Annotated in this window: 14 protein-coding genes; 10 read left to right on the forward strand and 4 right to left on the reverse strand. The window is 74.9% G+C overall.

The window, feature by feature from the left end:
- The first annotated feature begins 46 nt into the window (after nucleotides 1-46).
- The 7 genes from QSK22_RS05400 (at nucleotide 47) to kynU (ending at nucleotide 6505) form a co-directional block, all read left to right on the forward strand.
- Nucleotides 47-1486, forward strand: a complete 1440-nt coding sequence (locus tag QSK22_RS05400; RefSeq protein WP_285492822.1) for a 2-hydroxymuconic semialdehyde dehydrogenase — start codon at nucleotides 47-49, stop codon at nucleotides 1484-1486.
- A gap of 11 nt (nucleotides 1487-1497) precedes the next feature.
- Entirely contained in the window at nucleotides 1498-2352 is an 855-nt protein-coding gene (locus QSK22_RS05405; RefSeq protein ID WP_285492823.1) for a 2-keto-4-pentenoate hydratase, read from the forward strand.
- The gene (locus QSK22_RS05410) at nucleotides 2349-3095 is read left to right on the forward strand and encodes a 2-keto-4-pentenoate hydratase (protein WP_285492824.1); all 747 of its coding nucleotides are present in this window, start codon (nucleotides 2349-2351) and stop codon (nucleotides 3093-3095) included. Before QSK22_RS05405 ends, QSK22_RS05410 begins: the two co-directional genes overlap by 4 nt.
- Nucleotides 3092-3577, forward strand: a complete 486-nt coding sequence (locus QSK22_RS05415) for a RidA family protein (protein ID WP_285492825.1) — start codon at nucleotides 3092-3094, stop codon at nucleotides 3575-3577. The genes QSK22_RS05410 and QSK22_RS05415 overlap by 4 nt, the downstream gene beginning before the upstream one ends.
- Nucleotides 3574-4149, forward strand: coding sequence for a 3-hydroxyanthranilate 3,4-dioxygenase (locus QSK22_RS05420; protein ID WP_285492826.1), 576 nt, complete (start codon nucleotides 3574-3576; stop codon nucleotides 4147-4149). The genes QSK22_RS05415 and QSK22_RS05420 overlap by 4 nt, the downstream gene beginning before the upstream one ends.
- Nucleotides 4146-5171 carry an amidohydrolase family protein gene (locus QSK22_RS05425; RefSeq protein ID WP_285492827.1) on the forward strand — a complete coding sequence of 342 codons (1026 nt, stop codon included), beginning with the start codon at nucleotides 4146-4148 and terminating at the stop codon, nucleotides 5169-5171. The genes QSK22_RS05420 and QSK22_RS05425 overlap by 4 nt, the downstream gene beginning before the upstream one ends.
- Before the next feature lie 62 nt (nucleotides 5172-5233).
- Nucleotides 5234-6505, forward strand: coding sequence for a kynureninase (gene kynU / locus QSK22_RS05430; RefSeq protein ID WP_285492828.1), 1272 nt, complete (start codon nucleotides 5234-5236; stop codon nucleotides 6503-6505).
- A gap of 35 nt (nucleotides 6506-6540) precedes the next feature.
- On the opposite strand, the gene QSK22_RS05435 is transcribed toward kynU, so the two are convergent.
- Complete coding sequence (locus QSK22_RS05435; RefSeq protein ID WP_285492829.1) at nucleotides 6541-7320, reverse strand: TetR/AcrR family transcriptional regulator; 780 nt, start codon at nucleotides 7318-7320, stop codon at nucleotides 6541-6543.
- Nucleotides 7317-8585, reverse strand: coding sequence for an acyl-CoA dehydrogenase family protein (locus QSK22_RS05440; RefSeq protein WP_285492830.1), 1269 nt, complete (start codon nucleotides 8583-8585; stop codon nucleotides 7317-7319). Before QSK22_RS05440 ends, QSK22_RS05435 begins: the two co-directional genes overlap by 4 nt.
- A 49-nt stretch (nucleotides 8586-8634) precedes the next feature.
- On the opposite strand from QSK22_RS05440, the gene QSK22_RS05445 reads away from it, so the two are divergent.
- Nucleotides 8635-9423 (forward strand): SDR family oxidoreductase, encoded by a 789-nt coding sequence (locus tag QSK22_RS05445; RefSeq protein ID WP_285492831.1) that lies wholly within the window; start codon nucleotides 8635-8637, stop codon nucleotides 9421-9423.
- A 30-nt stretch (nucleotides 9424-9453) separates the two neighbouring features.
- On the forward strand, nucleotides 9454-10410 hold the full coding sequence (locus QSK22_RS05450; RefSeq protein ID WP_285492832.1) for a quinone oxidoreductase family protein: 957 nt from the start codon (nucleotides 9454-9456) through the stop codon (nucleotides 10408-10410).
- A 43-nt stretch (nucleotides 10411-10453) separates the two neighbouring features.
- On the opposite strand, the gene QSK22_RS05455 is transcribed toward QSK22_RS05450, so the two are convergent.
- Together QSK22_RS05455 and QSK22_RS05460 are read right to left on the reverse strand one after the other, a co-directional pair.
- Nucleotides 10454-11134 (reverse strand): response regulator, encoded by a 681-nt coding sequence (locus tag QSK22_RS05455; RefSeq protein ID WP_285492833.1) that lies wholly within the window; start codon nucleotides 11132-11134, stop codon nucleotides 10454-10456.
- Nucleotides 11135-11192: 58 nt separating this feature from the next.
- Nucleotides 11193-12449, reverse strand: a complete 1257-nt coding sequence (locus QSK22_RS05460) for a sensor histidine kinase (protein ID WP_285492834.1) — start codon at nucleotides 12447-12449, stop codon at nucleotides 11193-11195.
- Between the two features lie 140 nt (nucleotides 12450-12589).
- Here QSK22_RS05460 and QSK22_RS33680 point away from each other — a divergent pair, with 140 nt between their 5' ends.
- Nucleotides 12590-12670, forward strand: a complete 81-nt coding sequence (locus QSK22_RS33680; protein ID WP_352231414.1) for a putative leader peptide — start codon at nucleotides 12590-12592, stop codon at nucleotides 12668-12670.
- Nucleotides 12671-12942 lie beyond the last annotated feature (272 nt).

Consider the following 12942-nt stretch of genomic DNA (forward strand, 5'->3'; position numbering starts at 1 on the left):
CGTGCACGGGGAACCGTCCGAGGGATGACCATGAAGGCTGAGCACCGTGAAGGCTGAGCACTACGTCGGCGGCGCGTTCACCGGGGACGGCGAGCGCGGCTTCCCGCTCATCGACCCGGTGGACGGCACCGAGCGGGGCCGGGTGCCCGAGGCGTCCCGCGAGACGGTCGACGCGGCCGTCCTCGCCGCCCGGCGGGCGCTCCGGGGCCCCTGGGGCGACGCCTGTCCGCAGGACCGCGCCGCCGTCCTGCGCGAGATCGCCGACGGCATCGAGGCGCGGTTCGAGGAGTTCGCGGACGCCGAGGCCGCCGACACCGGCAAGCCCCGCGAACTGGCCGCCACCGTCGACATCCCCCGCGCCGTCGGCAACTTCCGCGCCTACGCCGACCTGCTGTACGGGCGGAGCGAGCGCGCCTACACCACGCGGGTGCCGGGCTGGAGCGGCGGCACCGGCGAGGCGCTCAACTACACCGTGCGCCGCCCGCTCGGCGTGGTCGCGGTCATCTCCCCGTGGAACCTGCCGCTGCTGCTGCTCACCTGGAAGGTCGCGCCCGCGCTGGCCGCCGGCAACGCGGTGGTGGCCAAGCCGTCGGAGCTGACGCCGTCCACCGCCACGCTGCTGGCCGACGTGATCCACGGGACCGGGCTGCCGGACGGGGTGTTCAACCTCGTGCACGGGCACGGCCCGGGCGCGGCGGGGGAGTTCCTGGCCGGCCACCCCGGCGTGGACGCGATCGCGTTCACCGGCGAGTCGGCCACCGGCGCGGCGATCATGCGCAGCGCCGCCGAGCACGTCACGCCCGTCTCGTTCGAGCTGGGCGGCAAGAACCCGGCGCTGGTCTTCGCCGACGCCGACCTGGACAAGGCCCTGGACGGCACGGTCCGCTCGACGTTCACCCACTCCGGGCAGATCTGCCTGTGCACCGAGCGCGTCTACGTCGAACGCCCGGTCTTCCCCGAGTTCACCGCCGCGCTCGCCGAACGCGCCCGCGCGCTGCGCGGCTACGGCCCGATGATCTCCGCCGCGCACCGCGACAAGGTGCTGTCGTACTACCGGCTCGCGGTGGAGGAGGGCGCCGCGGTGCGGGCGGGCGGCGGCGTCCCCGTGTTCGGCGACCGGCGCGACGGCGGCTTCTACGTCGAGCCGACCGTGCTGACCGGGCTGCCCGAGACGGCCCGGACCGTCCGCGAGGAGATCTTCGGGCCGGTGTGCCACGTCGCGCCGTTCGACACCGAGGAGGAGGCGCTGCGCCTGGCCAACGGCAGCCGCTACGGCCTGGCCGCCACCGTGTGGACGAGCGACCTTTCGCGGGCGCACCGGGTGGCGCCGCGCGTCGAGGCGGGCATCGTCTGGGTGAACTGCTGGAACCTGCGCGACCTGCGCACCCCGTTCGGCGGGGTCAAGGCGTCCGGGATCGGCCGCGAGGGGGGAGAGTACTCCCTGGACTTCTTCTCCGAGCCCGTGAACGTCTGCGTGCAGATCTAGAGAGCGAACCCGTGACCGAGACGACACACCGCACCGCACACCAGACCGCCGCCGGCGTCCAGGAGGCCGCCGACCGCATCCTCGCCGCCCACGCCGCCGGCACCCCGTGCGAGCCCGTCCGCGACCTGATCGACGGCCCCGACGCCGCGTACGCCGTGCAGCGCCGCCTCATCCAGCGGTGGCTGGCCGCCGGCCGCCGCCTGACCGGCCGCAAGATCGGCCTGACGTCGCGGGCCGTGCAGGAGCAGCTCGGCGTGGACAGCCCCGACTGCGGCGCGCTGTTCGCCGACATGGCCGTGCCGGACGGCGCGGAGATCCCGGCCGGGACGGTGCTGCAGCCCCGCGCCGAGGCCGAGGTCGCGCTCGTGCTGGAGCGCGACCTGACGCACGAGCGGCACACCGTCGCCGACCTGATCCGCGCCACCGCGTTCGCGCTGCCGGCCATCGAGGTCGCCGGCAGCCGCATCCGCGACTGGGACATCTCGCTCGAGGACACCGTCGCCGACAACGCCTCCTCCGGCGTGTACGTGCTGGGCAACCGGCCCGTCCGGCTGGCGGACGTGGACCTTCGGCTGTGCGGCATGGTGCTGGAGCGGCGCGGCGAGCAGGTGTCCACCGGCACCGGCGCCGCCTGCCTGGGCCACCCGCTCAACGCGGCGCTGTGGCTGGCCGACGCGATGGTCGCCCTCGGCAGCCCGCTGCGCGCGGGCGACACCGTGCTGACCGGGGCGCTCGGCCCGATGGTCCCCCCGGAGCCCGGGGACGTGCTGGAGGCCCGCATCGACGGCCTCGGCGACGTCCGCGTCGCCTTCGCGAAAGAGCCCGCCGAACAGCCCGCCGAAGAGTCCGCCGGGGAGGGGTCGTGACCGATGTGAACGCGCTGGCCGACGCGCTGGAGGCGGCCGAACGCGACGTGCGGCCCATTCCGAGGCTCACCGACTCGGTGGAACTGGACGTGCCCACCGCGTACGCCGTCCAGCACGCCGTCGTCGAGCGGCGCCGGGCCCGCGGCGAACGGCCCGCCGGCGTCAAGATGGGCTTCACCAGCCGCGCCAAGATGGCCCAGATGGGCGTCGACGACGTGATCTGGGGCCTGCTCACCGACGCGATGGCGGCCGGGCCGGACGTGGACGCCGCCCGGCTCATCCACCCCCGGATCGAACCGGAGATCGTCTTCCTGATCGGCCGGGAGGTCCGCTCGCCCGCCGAGGCGGACGCCGCGGTCGACGCCGTCGCGGTCGGCTACGAGATCCTCGACTCCCGGTACGAGGGCTTCTCCTTCACCCTGCCCGACGTGATCGCCGACAACGCCTCGGCCGCCCGGTTCGGCGTCGGGCCCTGGCACCGGCCCCGCGACGTGTCCAATATCGGGCTGCTGCTGGAGATCGACGGGCGGCCCGCGCAGACCGGCTCGTCGGCGGCGATCCTGGGCGACCCGGTCCGGTCGCTGCGCGCCGCGGCCCGCCTGGCCGCCGCGTCGGGGATCGTCCTGGAACCGGGATGGATCGTGCTCGCCGGGGCCGCCACCGCCGCCGTCCCGCTGGCCCGGGGCGCCCACGTCCGCGTCACCGGCGCGGGCCTGGGCGCCGTGGAGGTGACCGCCCGGTGAACGAGGCGTACCTGGTCGACGGCAAGGCCCGGCCGCGCGGCCGGTTCCCGCACCTCAAGCGGGCGGGCGACCTGGTGTTCGTGTCCGGGACGAGCTCGCGGCGGCCCGACGGCACGTTCGCCGGGGCGCGCGCCGACGCCATGGGCGTCACCGACCTGGACATCAGGGAGCAGACCCGGGCGGTCATCGAGAACGTCCGCGACCTGCTGCGCGCCGCCGGGGGAGACCTGTCCGACCTGGTCAGCGTCACCGCGTACCTGGTGAACATGAACGACTTCGGCGGGTACAACGAGGTCTACGGCGAGTACTTCGACCAGACCGGCCCGGCCCGCACCACCGTCGCGGTGCACCAGCTGCCGCATCCGCACCTGCTCATCGAGATGTCGTGCGTGGCCCACATCCCCCGGGACCGCGCCCCCGACCCCGTCCGGGACGGCGACCCCGGACGGGACCGCAGCCCCCACGAGGAGGCCGGAACATGACCATGCCCAGGACACTGCCGAAACTGTCGCACGGCCGCCCGTTCGACTTCGCCCGCTGGATCGAGGACCACCGCGACCTGCTCAGGCCGCCGGTCGGCAACGTCCAGGTCTGGGACGACGCCGGGATGATCGTCATGGTCGTCGGCGGCCCCAACCAGCGCACCGACTTCCACGACGACCCCACCGAGGAGTTCTTCTACCAGCTCAAGGGCACCATGGTGCTGCGCGTCATGGAGGAGGAAGGGCGGCCCCCGGTCGACGTGCGGATCGGCGAGGGCGAGGTGTTCCTCCTGCCCCCGCACGTGCGCCACTCGCCCCAGCGCCCCGAGCCGGGCAGCATCGGCCTGGTCGTGGAGATCGCCCGCCCCGAGGGGCTGCACGAGGCGTTCGAGTGGTACTGCACCGAGTGCCACCGCCTGGTGCACCGCGCCGAACTGCAGGTGCGGTCGATCGTGGACGACCTGCCCCCCGTGTTCCAGGGCTTCTACGACGGCGACCGCCGCTGCCCCCACTGCGGCGCCGTCCACCCCGGCAAGGAGTGGCCCGAGCACATGCGCCCCCGGACCCGATGAACGCGCCGACGTCCGCCCCCTGCGTCATCGACGTCCACGCCCACGTCTTCCCCCGCGTGTCGCGCGCCGAGGCCCGGCTGCTGGCGGGCGCGGGGGAGCCGTGGCTGCGCGAGCACGGCGACGGCACCGGGATGATGATGAGCGGCGGCGACGAGTACCGCCCCGTGCGCGCCGAGCTGTGGGACGCGGACGCGCGCCTGGCCGCGATGGACCGTTCCGGGGTGGACGTGCAGGTGGTGTCGTCCACGCCGCTGATGTTCGGCTACGCCGCCGAGCCCGCGCGCGCGGCGGACTGGTGCGAGCTGGTCAACGAACGCATCCTCGACTTCTGCGCGCAGGCCCCCGGACGCCTGGTGCCCCTGTGCCAGGTGCCGCTGCAGGACGTCGAGACGGCCTGCGCCATGGTCACCAAGGCGGCGGCGGCCGGGCACCGCGGCGTGCACATCGGCAACCACGTCGGCGCCCGGTACCTCGACGACGCGGCGATCGTCGACTTCCTGGCGCACTGCGCCGCCGAGGGCGTGCCCGTCCTCGTCCACCCCTGGGACATGCTCGGCGGCGACCGCATGCACGGCCGCTACATGCTCCCGTGGCTGGTCGGCATGGCCGCCGAGACGCAGCTGTCGATCCTGACGCTCATCCTGTCCGGCGCGTTCGATCGGCTGCCCGAAACGCTGCGGCTGTGCTTCTGCCACGGCGGCGGCAGCTTCGCCTACCTGCTGGGACGCGCCGACAACGCCTGGCGCAACCGCGACATCGTCCGCCGCGACTCGCCCCGCCCGCCCTCGGCCTACACCGGCCGCTTCCACGTCGACTCGGCCGTGTTCGACCCGCGGGCGCTGCGGCTGCTGGTGGACGTCATGGGCGCCGACCGGGTGATGCTCGGCACCGACTTCCCCTTCCCGTTGGGCGAGGGGGAGCCCGGCGCGGCCATCCGCGCCTGCGCCGGGCTCACCGACGACGAGTGCGCCGCCCTGCTCGGCGGCAACGCCCGCGCCTTCTTCGCCCTGGACGCCCCCTGACGGGCAGCGCCCCGCCACCCCGCGACCGCCCCCGAGAACACGAACTAGCGAGAATGCCCCATATGCAGTCTTTGTCGTCCGAGGATTCCGGCGCCGCCGAGGCGCGGCGGCTGGACGAGACCGACCCGCTGCCGACCCTGCGCGCCGAGTTCCACGTCCCGGCCGCCCCGGACGGCGGCGAGGCCGCCTACTTCGCCGGCAACTCCCTGGGCCTGCAGCCCCGCGCCGCCGCGGAGCTGGTCGGCGAGGAGCTGGCGGACTGGGCGCGGCTGGCCGTCGAGGGCCACCACCGCGCGCGCCGCCCCTGGATCGCCTACCACGAGCTGTTGCGCGAGCCCGCGGCCCGCCTGGTCGGCGCGCTGCCGCACGAGGTCGTCGCGATGAACTCGCTGACGGTCAACCTGCACCTGATGATGGCCACCTTCTACCGGCCGGCCGGGGACCGCACCCGCATCCTGATCGAGGACTCGGCGTTCCCGTCCGACTCCTACGCGGTGGCCAGCCAGGCGGCGCACCACGGCCTCGACCCGGCGGAGGCGGTGGTGCGGCTGCGCCCCCGCCCCGGCGAGCAGCACCTGCGCACCGAGGACGTCGTCGGCCATCTGGAACGCGAGGGCGACCGGGTCGCGCTGGTCCTGCTCGGCGGCGTCAACTACCTGACCGGGCAGCTCATGGACATCCCGACGATCACCAAGGCGGGCCGGGCCGCCGGCGCCGCCGTCGGCTGGGACCTGGCGCACGCCGCCGGGAACGTCCCGCTGCGCCTGCACGACTGGGACGTCGACTTCGCCGCCTGGTGCTCCTACAAGTACCTCAACGGCGGGCCCGGCGCGGTGGCGGGCTGCTTCGTGCACGAACGCCACGCCCGCAACGCCGCGCTGCCGCGCCTGTCCGGCTGGTGGGGCAACGACCCGGCCACCCGCTTTGCGATGCGGCCGGACTTCGCGCCGGTCGCCTCGGCCGACGCCTGGCAGCTGTCCAACCCGCCGATCCTGGCGATGGCGCCCGTGCTGGCCTCGCTGCGGATCTTCGACCGGGTCGGCATGGACGCGCTGCGCGCCAAGAGCCGCCGGCTGACCGGCTACCTGGCCGGCCGGCTCGCCGGGATCGGCGGCCTGGAGGTGGTCACGCCGTCCGACCCGGCCCGGCGCGGCTGCCAGCTGTCGGTCCGGGTGGCCGACGCCGCGGGCCTGGTCCGCCGGCTGGCCGACGAGGCCGGGGTGATCGCCGACGCCCGCGAGCCCGACGTGGTGCGCCTGGCCCCGGCGCCGCTGTACAACACGTTCGCCGACTGCCACCGCGCCGCCGAGGCCCTGGCGGCCCTGCTCCACTGACGACGCTGCGCCGACGCCGGCGCCGACGCCGCGCCTCAGGCCTTCCTGGATCGGTCCAGGCGCTCGCCGTGGCGCAGCCGGTCCAGGCCGAGCCAGATGAACTCCACCGCCATCCGCTCGGCCCGCTCGCGGGGCGTGTCGGGGTGCTCCAGCCACCACGACACCATCGACAGCATCGCCCCGTACATCAGCGGCACCAGCAGCCGCGCCCGCCGCTCGTTGACCTCCAGCGCGGCGGGCGACAGGGCGGGGTCGGCGCGGCGGCGGCGCAGCAGGATGTCGGCCAGCGCGGTGCCCATCCGCTCGCGCAGCTCGTGCAGGCCCGGCCCGACCTCCGGCTTGTCCAGGTGCCGGATCACCAGCGCCCAGGCGTCCGGCTCCTCGGTGGCGTAGTCGAACAGCGCCCCCACGATCGCGGCGATGTTGTCGACGCTCTCGCGGGCGGGCGCCACGGCCGCGTTGAGCCGCCCCGTCAGCTCGGTGACGATCATCTCGGTCACCTCGACGAACAGCTCCTCCTTGGAGCCGAAGTGCTGGTAGAGCAGCGCCTTGGAGACCCGGGCGGCGGCCGCCACGTGGTCCATCTGGGTCAGGTGGTAGCCGCGCCGCCCGAACTCGCCCAGGGCCGCCGCGAGCAGCTGCTCGCGGCGGCGGGCGTGCGACATCCGCCGCCGCGCGCCCGCCCCTGCGCCCGCCGCAGCGCCCGCCGCAGCGCCCGCCGCAGCGCCCGCCGCCAGGGCGGCCGCCTCCGGCCCCTCGTCCGGAGCGGCCGCAGCGTCCCCGGCGTCCCCGGCGTCCCCCGTACCGTCCGTCATCGGCCGAGGTACTTCCCCAGCTCGGTGCGCGCCACCGACCGCACGTGCACCTCGTCGGGGCCGTCGGCCAGGCGCAGCGTGCGCGCCCCGGCCCACATGGCCGCCAGCGGCGTGTCGTCGCTGACGCCCGCGCCGCCGTGCACCTGGATCGCCTTGTCCAGCACGTCCAGCGCGACGCGCGGCGCGACCACCTTGATCGCCGAGACCTCCGAGCGGGCCGCCCGGACGCCCTCGGTGTCGATCAGCCAGGCGGTCTTGAGGGTGAGCAGCCGGGCCTGCTCGATCGCCATCCGCGACTCGGCGATCCACTGCTGGATGACGCCCTGCCGGGCCAGCTCCTTGCCGAACGCCACGCGCGACACCGCCCGCTCGCACATCAGCTCCAGGGCCCGCTCGGCCATGCCCAGGGCGCGCATGCAGTGGTGGATGCGGCCGGGGCCGAGCCGGGCCTGCGCGATGGCGAAGCCGCCGCCCTCCTCGCCGACCAGGTTCTCCACCGGCACCCGCACGTCGGTGAAGCGGATCTCGCAGTGGCCCTCCTGGTCGGAGTAGCCGAACACGGGCAGCGACCGGACGATCTCCACCCCGGGCGTGTCCACCGGCACCAGCACCATGGACTGCTGCCGGTACGCGGGCCCGTCCGGGTCGGTCTTGCCCATCACGATCAGGATCTTGCAGCGGGGGTCGGCCGAGCCGCTGATCCACCACTTGCGGCCGTTGATGACGTAGTGGTCGCCGTCGCGCTCGATCCGGGTGGAGATGTTGCGGGCGTCGGAGCTGGCCACGTCCGGCTCGGTCATGGCGAAGGCGCTGCGGATCTCGCCGTTGAGCAGCGGGACCAGCCAGCGCTTCTTCTGCTCGGGGGTGCCGAACAGGTGCAGCACCTCCATGTTGCCGGTGTCGGGCGCCGAGCAGTTGAGCGCCTCGGGCGCGATGTGCGGGACGCGGCCGGTGACCTCGGCCAGGGACGCGTAGTCGACCACGCTCAGGCCGTGCGAGGGCGTCTCCTCCTCGCACACCGGCGGGTGCAGCGGTTCCTGGCCGCCGGGGTGCCGGGCGGGCAGGAACAGGTTCCACAGGCCGCGCCGGCGCGCCTCGGCCTTGAGCTCTTCGACGATCGGCGGAAGGGCGTGCTCCCGGCCCGCGGCGCGCAGCTCGCGCCGCTGCTGCGCGTAGACGGGTTCGGCCGGGTAGACGTGGGCATCCATGAAGTCCTGCAGCCGGGCGAGATGGTCGCGGGCCCGTTCGCTCAAACCGAAGTCCATTCGGTTAGAGTAACTGACGAGTCAGTCAGTTGTGGAGGGGAGTCGTCGCATGACCCCGAACGACGCCGCAGGCGCCGCACCGGGCGCCCCGCAGGGCCGGCCCGGCCTGGACGGAACCGTGGCACTGATCACCGGCGGGGCCAACGGCATCGGCGCGGCCGTGGCCCGCCGGCTGGCCGCCGAGGGCGCCCGGCTGGTGCTGGCCGACGTCGACGCCGAGCACGGCGCCGCGCTGGCCACGGAGCTGGACGCCGTGTTCGTCCGCTGCGACGTGCGCGAGCCGGCCGACAGCCGCGCCGCGGTCGCCGCCGCGACGGACCGGTTCGGCGGCCTGGACCTGGCCTTCCTCAACGCGGGCGTGGCCAGCGGCTGCGGCCTGGACGGCGACTTCGACCCCGAGCTGTACCGGCGCGCCATGGCGATCAACGTCGACGGCGTCGTGTACGGGGTGCACGCCGCGCTGCCCGCGCTGCGCGCCCGCGGCGGCGGGAACATCATCGCCACCGCCAGCATGGCCGCCCTGACCGCCACGCCGTTCGACCCGGTCTACGGCGCCAACAAGGCCGCGGTGGTCGGCCTGGTCCGCGCCCTCGGCCCCAACCACGCCGCCGAGGGCATCCGGATCAACGCGCTGTGCCCGTCGTTCGCCGACACCGACATCATCGGCCCGCTCCGGGACCACCTGCGGCAGACCGGCTTCCCGATCCTGGACGTCGCCGACGTGGTGGAGGCGTTCATGGCGCTGCTGGCCGCCGACGGGACCGGCGAGGCCTGGTACGTCGTGCCCGGCCGCGAACCCGGGCCGTTCCGGTTCCGCGGCGTCCCCGGTCCGCGCTGAGCGGGCCACCGACCACGCAGGAGGAACACGATGCGCGCGATCCAGATCACCGAGTTCGGCGGCCCCGAGGTGCTGACCCTCACCGACCTGCCCGACCCCGAGCCCGGGCCGGGCCAGGTGCTGGTGGAGGTGTCCCGGGCCGGGATCAACTACGCCGACACCCACCAGGCCGACAACAGCTACCTGTCGGCCACGTCGCTGCCGCTGGTGCCGGGCGGCGAGGTCGTCGGCCGCACGCCCGGCGGCCGCCGGGTCGTCGCCCTCACCGGCACCGGCGGATACGCCGAGAAGGCGGTGGCGGCCGAGGCCCTGGCCTGGGACGTCCCCGACGGCATCGACGACGTGACCGCCCTCGGCATGGTCATCCAGGGCGCGACGGCGTGGGTGCTGCTGCGCAAGAGCGTCCACCTGGAGCCGGGCGAGTCGGTCGTGGTGCACGCCGCCGCGGGCGGGGTCGGCACGCTGGCGGTGCAACTGGCCAAGGCGTGGGGCGCGGGACGGGTGATCGCCACCGCCTCGTCCAAGCAGAAGCGGGAGCTGGCGCTGGAGCTGGGCGCCGACGCGGCCGTGGACCCGGCCGAGCCGGACCTGAAGGCCGCGCTCATCGACGCCAACGGCGGCGACCGCGTGGACGTGGTGCTGGAGATGACCGGCGGCCCGGTCACCGACCAGAGCCTGGCCGCGCTGGCCCCCTTCGGCCGCCTGGCCTACTACGGGATGGCCTCGCGGCAGGACGCCAAGCCGGTCAAGCCCGCCAACCTGCTGCGGCACTCGACCACCATCGCCGGGATGTGGCTGGCGCACGTGTTCCAGGCCCGCGGCGACCTGATGCGCACCGCGCTGGACGAGCTGTTCGCCCTGGCCGCCGACGGCCGCATCCGGGTCGTCAACGGCGGCGAGTACGGGCTGTCGGAGGCCCGCCGCGCGCACGAGGACCTGCGGGCGCGCCGCACCACCGGCAAGCTCGTCCTCGACCCGTCCCGCTGAGCGGGCGCCCGCCCGGGGCCGGCCCGCCCGGGGCCGGGGCGCCTCAGGAGCCCGCCAGGCCGTTCTCGTAGGCGTAGACGACCGCCTGGGTGCGGTCGCGCAGCGACAGCTTGGTCAGCACGTGGCCGACGTGGGTCTTGACGGTCTGCTCGGCCAGCACCAGCTCGGCGGCGATCTCCGCGTTGGACAGGCCCCGCGCGATCAGCCGCAGCACGTCCAGCTCGCGCGGGGTCAGCGCGGCGGCCGCCGCCGGGTTGGGCCGCTGGTGGCGGCGGCGCCGGGCGAAGTCGCCGATCAGCCGGCGGGTGACCGACGGGGCGAGCAGCGCGTCCCCGCCCGCCACCACCCGCACCCCGTTGATCAGGTCGGCGGCGGAGGCGTCCTTGAGCAGGAAGCCGCTGGCCCCCGAGCCGAGCGCCTCGTAGACGTACTCGTCCAGGTCGAAGGTGGTCAGCACCAGCACCTTGGGGCGCTGCTCGGCCGGGTCGGCGCCGGCCGGCACCGGGCCGCCGACCAGTTCGGCGGTGGCGGCCAGCCCGTCCATCTCCGGCATCCGGATGTCCATGACCACCACGTCGGGGTCCAGGGCGCGGGCCAGCTCCACCGCCTCCCGGCCGTTGCCCGCCTGCCCGATCACCTCGATCTGCGGATCGGAGGCCAGCAGCGCGGCCAGCCCGTCGCGGATCATCACCTGGTCGTCAGCGATCAGCACCCGAATCGTCACGACAGCACCCTATGGCCGCCCTCGCCCGCCGATGCTCGGTTTCCGGAGCCGGCGGCCGCTACGGGGCGCCGTAGGGCAGGTCCGCGACGACCGACCAGCCACCCCCCTCGTGCGGGCCCGCCTCCAGCGTGCCGCCCAGCATCGCGACGCGCTCGCGCATGCCGACCAGGCCGTGGCCGCCGCCGTGCGACTCCTCGGGCGTCTCGCGCGGGCCGTCGTCGGTGACCGCCAGCCGCAGCAGGTCGCTCCCGTAGCGCACCTCGATGCGCACCTGCGAGCCGGGCGCGTAGCGCGCCGCGTTGCTCAGCGACTCCTGGACGATGCGGTACGCCGACAGGTCCACCCCGGCGGGCACCGGACGCGGCACGCCCACGATCGCCGAGGTGACCTTCAGGCCGGACCGGCGGGCCGCGGCGACCAGGTCGTCGAGCCGGTCCAGGCCCGGCCGCGGCGTCCGCTCGGCGGCGTCGCCGTCGGACCTCAGCAGCCCCACCACCCGCCGCGTCTCGGTCAGCGCCTCGCGCGCCGCGTCGCGCACCACCGCGAAGGTCCGGCGCGCCTCCTCCGGCAGGTCCGGGATCTTGTAGGGGGCGGCCTCCGCCTGCATCGCGATCACCGACATGTGGTGGGCGACGACGTCGTGCAGCTCGCGGGCGATGCGGGCGCGCTCCTCCAGCACCGCCTGCCGGGCCAGGTCCTGCCGCCGCAGCTCGGCCTGCTCGCGCAGGGTCAGCTCGGCGACGAAGCGGGCGTGGATCGCATCGCCGAAGGCCAGCGCCAGCGCCACGATGCCGGCCAGGATGAGGCCGTACCAGTCGGGCATGGCCCCGATCACCACGGCCGGCACGATCAGCCCGCCGACGCTGATCAGCCCGACCCCCGCGGTGACGCGGCGCTCGTGCCCGACCGCGGTGAGGAACACGATCACCACGAACGCCAGCCACGAGGTGACCGGCCACGGCCAGAAGTACCGCTCCTGCAGCAGGAACGCGCCCAGCAGGAAGCCGGCCGCGCTCACCCGCCAGGCCCGCAGCGGCCAGCGCACCGCGAACAGCAGCGGCGCCGCCTGCAGCAGCCCCAGCACCGCGGCGACCATCGGCGCCGGCCGCGGCTCGAAGACGTTGAGCGGAATGGCGATCGCACCGCCGGTGAACCCGACCGTCATGGCGAACAGCAGCGCCAGCAGCGCGGCGCGCAGCCAGGGCGTCGCGGGCATCAGCAGGCCGGGCGGCTCGGCGGTGTCCCGGCTCACCGCCGGGCGCAGGACGCGCAGCAGGGACAGGCCGAGGTGCCGCGGAGGGACGGAGACGTTCATTTGACGCCGAGCCTAGGCGCTGCGCGGCGGCGGGGCGTGACCCGCAGGAGGGAGATGCCGTCCGGTCCCCGGGTATCAGCCCGCTCGCTTCCATATATTCCTGATTGACTTAATAGGAAATCTGGGTCAGTCTTGATCGCGTGAGCCGCACCGCAACCCTCGTGGCGCGCCTGCACGTCGACCTCCGGCGGCAGGCGAGCAGCCTGTGTCGGTCCGCCTGAGCGCAAGCCCGAGCACGCCCTTCCGCCGCCCGCAGCCGCGGCGTCCCCCGAACACCGAGTCCCTGCAAGCGACCGCCTGCGAAGGGTCCGTTCCGCCGTGTCAACGTCCTCCGTGTCACCGTCGCCCGTGTCACCGTCTTCCGCGTCACCGTCTTCCGCGTCACCGTCTTCCGGGTCCACGTCCGCCGCGTCCAGCCCGCCGTCCCTCGCCCGCGCCCCGAGCCGCGCGCGCCCGGCCCCCGGCCTCGCCAGACGGCAGCGGGCCGCGCTCG

Source organism: Actinomadura sp. NBRC 104425 (assembly GCF_030269545.1).
GTDB lineage: Bacteria > Actinomycetota > Actinomycetes > Streptosporangiales > Streptosporangiaceae > Spirillospora > Spirillospora keratinilytica.